This window comes from Nocardia uniformis NBRC 13702 (assembly GCF_001613345.1).
GTDB classification, from domain to species: Bacteria; Actinomycetota; Actinomycetes; order Mycobacteriales; family Mycobacteriaceae; genus Nocardia; species Nocardia uniformis.
Genome location: NZ_BDCE01000042.1, coordinates 98595 through 104966 on the forward strand (window position 1 = coordinate 98595; position 6372 = coordinate 104966).

5 protein-coding genes are annotated in these 6372 nt (G+C 66.0%); 2 read left to right on the forward strand and 3 right to left on the reverse strand.

All coding sequences use genetic code 11. The features are described from left to right. Nucleotides 1-20 precede the first annotated feature (20 nt). The 3 genes from NU1_RS12660 to NU1_RS41340 all read right to left on the reverse strand — a co-directional run bounded on the left by NU1_RS12660 (nucleotide 21) and on the right by NU1_RS41340 (nucleotide 4640). A complete protein-coding gene (locus tag NU1_RS12660; RefSeq protein ID WP_067520613.1) occupies nucleotides 21-2072 on the reverse strand; it encodes an AMP-binding protein in 2052 nt (683 codons plus the stop codon). 792 nt (nucleotides 2073-2864) lie between these two features. Then, complete coding sequence (locus NU1_RS12670; RefSeq protein WP_157552148.1) at nucleotides 2865-4283, reverse strand: RNA-guided endonuclease InsQ/TnpB family protein; 1419 nt, start codon at nucleotides 4281-4283, stop codon at nucleotides 2865-2867. A gap of 45 nt (nucleotides 4284-4328) precedes the next feature. Further along, entirely contained in the window at nucleotides 4329-4640 is a 312-nt protein-coding gene (locus NU1_RS41340) for a hypothetical protein (protein ID WP_157552150.1), read from the reverse strand. A gap of 52 nt (nucleotides 4641-4692) precedes the next feature. Here NU1_RS41340 and NU1_RS12675 point away from each other — a divergent pair, with 52 nt between their 5' ends. After that, a complete protein-coding gene (locus tag NU1_RS12675; protein WP_067520619.1) occupies nucleotides 4693-5388 on the forward strand; it encodes a TetR/AcrR family transcriptional regulator in 696 nt (231 codons plus the stop codon). A 214-nt stretch (nucleotides 5389-5602) separates the two neighbouring features. Further along, the gene (locus tag NU1_RS12680) at nucleotides 5603-6223 is read left to right on the forward strand and encodes a suppressor of fused domain protein (RefSeq protein WP_084521233.1); all 621 of its coding nucleotides are present in this window, start codon (nucleotides 5603-5605) and stop codon (nucleotides 6221-6223) included. The last annotated feature ends 149 nt before the right edge of the window (nucleotides 6224-6372 follow it).

Here is a 6372-nt window from a genome sequence, read left to right on the forward strand (position 1 = left end):
ACAACGGTTGGAATAGGGCTTCAAGCGCCCTGTCCGAGTAGGCGTTTCAGGATCTTCCCGGTCTCGCCGCGCGGCAGATCACTGAGGAATGCCACATCCCTGGGGACCGACACCCGACCCAGGCGGTCGCGGATGTAATCGCGCACCATGTCCGAATCCAGCCCCACCCCATCGCGTTTCACTACGAATGCGGCCAAACGCTGACCGAACTCCCGATCCGGAACCCCGACCACCGCCACATCGCTGACCTGTGGCAGTTGCGCCAGCGCCTCCTCCACCGGGCGCGGGAACACGTTCTCGCCGCCGGAGATGATCATCTCGTCGTCCCGGCCCGCGATGAAGAGCCGACCCGCGGCATCCACATACCCGAGGTCGCCGGTATCGAGCATGCCGTCGGCCTCATCGGGTGGCGCGGAATTGACGTAGCCGTCGAAGAGCATGTGGTTGCCGACGAAGATGCGCCCCGGGGCGCCGACCGGCACCGGGCGCCGATCGCTGCCCAGTACAGCGACTTTCGTCCCGAGCGGTGGACAACCCGCGGTCATCGGCGAGATGCGCAGATCCTCCGGAGTGGCGATGGTCGCCCACGACACCTCGGTGGAGCCGTACACGTTGTAGAGGATGTCGCCGAAGCTGTCCAGGAACCGCAGAACCGTCGCGGCCGCCAGTGGCGCACCGCAACTCGCCACCACCCGCAGGCTCGAAACGTTGTATCTGGCCCGGACCGAGATGGGCAGATCGAGTATGCGCTGCACCATGGTGGGCACTACCAAAAGTGCGCTGACCTGGTGCTCGACAATCAGGCGCAGGGTGTCCTCGGCGTCGAACTGCTCCACGAGCACCGTGGTCGCGCGCAGCGCCGTCCCGATCTGCAGCCCCGCCAACCCCCAGGTGTGGAACAGCGGTGCCGGGATGAGCATGACCTCGTTCATTCGCAGGGGAATTCGGGACAGCAGTGCGGCTATGGTGCCGAATCCCCTGGGATGCGGGCGGCGCGCGCCCTTCGGTGTACCGCTGGTCCCGGATGTCAGCACCACCAGGCGGCCCGGCTGGGCGGGCTTGCGGAACTCCCTGTGCCCCAGTGCGATCAGGTCGCCGATGGTCCGATGGTGGGAGGCACCGTCGCCGTCATCGGTGAGTATCCGGGGGATGCCGTCGTGCAGGTACTTGACGAGTTCTTCGAGCCGACCATCCACGAACAGTGCCGCGAGCCGGTCGCGCTGCACGATCTCCTCGAGACGGCGACCGGACAATCCGGCATTCATCAGCACCACATCGAGACCGAGTTTGCCTGCGGCGACCATGGTTTCGACCATCCCGGCGTGGTTGCGCGACAGCAGGCCGATCGCGTCAACGGAACCCAACCCGAGATCGGCCATGGCCGCGGCCAGTGCGGTGCTCCGGGCGTCGATCTCGGCGTAGGTCCGGCTCCCCCGCGCGTCGACGATAGCGGCGAGTTCCGGTGAATGCGCCGCTCCCGCCCCGAATCCGCCCGCCATATTGAATCCCCAGCGCGCCAGTTCGCGTAGCTGTCCGACGAGCAGGTCGGGGCGGCTGGTCACCACTCCGGAGCCGAGGATCTGCCGGGCCACCCCCACCTGGTGGCGCACGGGCGAGTTCTCCGCGTTGACAAGCACCGAGGTCCGCGCCCCGCGCGCGATATCGACCGCTCGAGCCAGGCCATCCGTAATCCACCGCACCACCACGGATTTCGGCAGTCCCGCTATCGCCGGATGCAGACGGCCCGCTCTGAAGCAGGTCAAAGCGACCCGGGTCCGCTCCCCCTCCCCGCTCAGGCGAATCGACGCGAAGCTCTCCCGGCCCGCGCACTGCAATTCCAACCGCTCGAACCAGCGGCCGACCATCAACCGGATATCGACCGTCCCGATACCGACCGTGGGATTCCCGACCCGGAATCGCACCACCGAACTCCCGTCGACGGATTCGAGCGGCTCACAACCTCCCACTCCCGGATAGACCCTCGGATAGGTCTGCGGGTCCAGCAGTAGCGTCCACAGCGCACGTCGGGAGACTGCCACCTCCGCGACCACATCGATGACATCGGTAACCACAGTGTTCAACTTCTCTCACGGCCGTTTCCCGGAGACGGGCACGACTGGTCAGCCCGTTGTAGTCGAGCATTCCCACCGCAAACAACCGAAACAACGGAGTCTGAGGGTGTTCACCATGTCCGAGCCGCACGGACTATGAGGGGATACAACGCCGCCGCGGACCGCACCTACCCGAGGTGGTCTCGCGCACCGAGTGAACCCGTGCTCGCGTGACCGGCAGTCGGCGGAACCCCTCCGCGGTCGCTTCGAGCGGCGGCGAAACCGACCAGCGCGACAATCCGCCGTCGCTCATATCCGTTGTGCCGGTTACCGCCCAGCCCACACAGCGGCGCAGGATGGTGCGAAATTCCGGGATGTCCAACTGCCACGATCGGTGACGCCCAGATCGTCCACGCCGAGGTCCTGGAGATCGAACCTGCCGCGGCAGTGACAGAGGGTGAGGGCGCAGACCGTCACGGTGCCGTACCCCTTGAGGTTGAGCACGGGTCTCGGTTCGTCGATCGTGGTGTGTCCCTCCTCGAAACCGGGCACTCGCCGACGAAGGTCATACCATGCCGTGGCACCAATTCGACGGACATGACAGTGACACGTCCCCCGCGCACCGCACATGTCGACCGAGGGACTCCAACCCGGGGATCGCACGAAAGGCAGCAGCGACGCAAACGTCACTGGTCCATCCAATGCAGCAGCGCGGCGGCTTATCAGCGCAGCGCCGCTAGCGCGCAACACCCCCCTCCTTGGACCGGTAATGTTGACGTCCACTCCTGCCTGAAGGCGGGAGATTCCTCGAAATCACAGTGCTGTGGCGATCGTCGAGGAAGGTTCACGCGACCGACTCCCCCTACGGGTGCCTCGCCCTCGCGGACTGCGCGTGCTCTGCGGCCCACCGCTACCACCACGGCAGACCCCGCCACGTCCGGCGGTGCTCAAAGCTCTATCCAAAATAGTGTGTGCAGCATTGTGGTCCGCGTGCTCGGTATGCCCACACCCGGTACAGGCGAACAACCGGCCACACCCCTGCCGCGAGCGTGGATCCCGTACACCACAGTTGCGGCACGTCTGCGACGTACCCGCCGCCGGGACCGCAATCAGTTCCCCGCCGCGACGGCGGGTCTTGTACTCGAGCTGGCGGCGGACCTCGCCCCAGCCCTGATCGGCAATACCGCGATTGAGCCCGGACTTCTGCCGCACATTCCGTCCGGGCTGTTCGACGGTGCCCGCCGCCGAACGCATCATGTCGCGAACCTTCAAGTCCTCCACCGCGATCAGGCCGTGGTTGTTGGCCAGATCAGTGGTGAGCTTATGATTCCAGTCCGCGCGACGACGCGCCTGCCGAGCATTCAGTGCCGCGATCTGACCAATCGTCCGTCGCAACCGATTCGAGTGTCTACCTCCATTGTGCCTTTTCGCGTACGCGAGTTGCCGAGCCCTTCGTCGCTCCAAACCCCGCAGCCGCGCCTGCTCACCTGGGGTGAGAAGGTCGGGACGTTGCCGCGCGGCGGCTTCGTCGGAGACGAACACCGAGCACGCGATCCCCATATCAACCCCAACCGGCGGACCTGGAGGCACCGACGGCACTACAGATTCGAAGCGGTGCACCCCGAACGCGATGTGCCAGCCGAGCCCGTCCCGGCCGATCGTCGCGTTACGAATGGTTCCGTCGATCGGGCGAGAGAGCCGAAACCGCACCCATCCGATCTTCGGCAGGTGCACCTGCGCTATCCGCCGCGACACCTGCCGCACCTGGATCGCCTGGCCGGGGACGGGGATGCCTTGGCGGTGGGACTTCTTCTTGAACTGCGGAAACCCTGCGGGATGGTTCGGGTTCCAGAAGTTGTCGTAGGCGGTGTCGAGCTGGCGCAGGACTTGCTGGGCGCATTGGGCGGGCAAGTCTTTCAGCCATTCGTGTGCGCGGCGAGCTTCGGTCAACTCCTTGCACTGCGCCACCGCGCGCAGAGTGACCCGCCGGGCGGACTTGTATGCCCAAATACGTTGTGCGAGTGCGGTGTTCCACACTGCACGACAGGTGTGCGACCACGCGGTGAGCCGCTCTTCCTGACCCCGGTCGGGGTAGACGCGGAACCTCAGGGCGGTATTGGCCCGCACGCGGTCACCCCTGCGCGTCTGCCCCTGACCCACAACGGCGCTACCGCGAGAACACCCGGCATCGTCCGCCGCTGAGCCGGCGGTCGGCGCGGGTGTCGAAATCATGTTCGAATCCTATCGTCGCCCGGTGGTGACACACTAATGAATTACTCACTCCTTCCGTCGATTTCGCGTGTCGATACTGATCATCTGACCAACAGGTGTCTTCAAAATGTTCGGCTCAGGGGTGGGTGAGTCCGCGCGCGGACCACACTGGTGGCCAGAAGACGGAGCATTGGTACCGCCACCCTGGTAGAGGACAGCGGGGCTCATCCGCGCTTCCGTGGCGATATCGACGCCGATCACCTGGATGAACGGCGGCGTCCAGCACGGCATCCTGCCGAGACGGACGGTGGGCGGCACGGGCGGCGGGTTCGGCGGGCATGGGTCGATGATGACAGCCGCCGGGATCGACTGTGCCATCCTGTGCTGGTAGACGAGCCGCCGGAGCACACCGGCCACAGGAGGGTAGGCGATGGCGAATCCCCGTGATATCGCAGGCGATTCGGCCGGTGGTTCGGGACTCGGGCAATCCGCTCGCCCGGCCGCGCACCGTCCGTCGCGCCGCCACCACATTATCGACGCGGCCGTAGCTGTATTCGCCCACAAGGGTTTCGCCGAAACGTCGGTACAGGAGATCGCCGCGGCGGCCGGAATGGCGCCCGCCGCGGTCTATTACCACTTCGCCAGTAAGGAGGAGCTGTTCGATGTGGCGCTGCGCTCGGCCATGGATGCCAGTTCCGCGGCGGCCGAGGCGGCCTGGCCGCACGACACTCCCGCCGACGAGAACACCCTCGACCGGATCGTGACCGCCGTCTGGGAATGGACGGCCCGCAATCCCGATGCCTTCCGGCTGCTGTCTCGACAGGTACAGGGCGGTTCGACCGCGGGTTCGCGCGTACTCGCGGCGGAATACGTCGCCCGCCACGAACACCGCACCTTCGACTACTTCGCCGCCGACCCCATCCCCGCCAGTCGCCGCGCGGCCGCCGCGGCCCACGCCGTCCGTTCGCTCCGCATTCGGACCATGATCGTGACCACCATCGCGATCCACCCGCACCGCCTCGACGACGGACCCCTGGCCGATATTCCCGACGACGCGCTGCGCGCGGCACTGGTGGAGGTGTGCCACCGCATGATCAAGGGGCCAGGCGGCGCGACACCGCCATAACTCGTCGACCGCGGTGTGTGCTGCGCCGGGCCCAATCGTTCGACCGGCGGGCTACCCGGTCATCGTGACGCGGCCGCACTCGGTGGCCACCCGATCGCGTCGGCCGGTCCACGCACCTTCCAGCACCCGGGAGTGGTTGGCGGACAAAGGTTTTACAAATATTTGAGCTCTCCCAGCGAGCACGGGAGCCCGAGCTCGAACTATTGTTCCCCCCGTGAGTGATGCACCGGGCTGGGCCGCGATCGACGGCGCGCTTCGACAGTTGTACAGAGATATGACGCCATTCCATCTGGGGACGAAACAGCCCTGGGCGCTGGGTGGCCCGGATCCACTCGACGGGATCAGTATCTACGCCCACGGTGGCCCGGTTCCGCACTGGCACTATGTCGGCTACGGCATGTCCGAACTCTACGAGAAGGAATCGGAGGATCCGGCTGTCTCGGGCTGGGGGTTCGAATTCACCGTCCGCCTGCTCCGCCGCCCGGATGAGGCGCAACCGCCGATGTGGCCCGCTCAGCTCATGCAGAAACTCGGCCGCTACGTCTTCGACTCCGGAAAATGGTTCGAGCCCGGCCACACCATGAAGGCGAGTGGACCACTGGCCACCGACCGCCCGGACAGCGCCATCCGCGCGATGGCGTTCACCGTTGATCCGGAACTCGGTGAAATCGACACTCCACACGGCGAGCTGCGATTTCTACAGATCGTGGGGCTCACCATGAAGGAGTATCAGGCAGCTCTGGGTGGCAATACCGCCGCCGTGCTCGACCACCTCGCCCGCTACCTCCCCCTGTATGTCACCGATGTCGACCGCGAGGCGCTGATCCGCCTATGAGCGACCGGCCCGACCAGGCCACCGAAGGTCATGTCATCGGATGGCGTTGGCCAATCCGCACACCTTCCACTCACCGCTTTCCTTGACCAGATCGTAGGTCAGGGTCTGGGTGGTGGTCTTGCCGCTGATTGTCGCCTGGACGTCGACGG

Bases quoted from the DNA above. Each gene is read 5' to 3' on its own strand.
- NU1_RS12675 (WP_067520619.1), top strand. From the start codon at position 4,693: ATGGCGAATCCCCGTGATATCGCAGGCGATTCGGCCGGTGGTTCGGGA.
- NU1_RS41340 (WP_157552150.1), bottom strand. From the start codon at position 4,640: ATGGCACAGTCGATCCCGGCGGCTGTCATCATCGACCCATGCCCGCCG.
- NU1_RS12670 (WP_157552148.1), bottom strand. From the start codon at position 4,283: ATGATTTCGACACCCGCGCCGACCGCCGGCTCAGCGGCGGACGATGCC.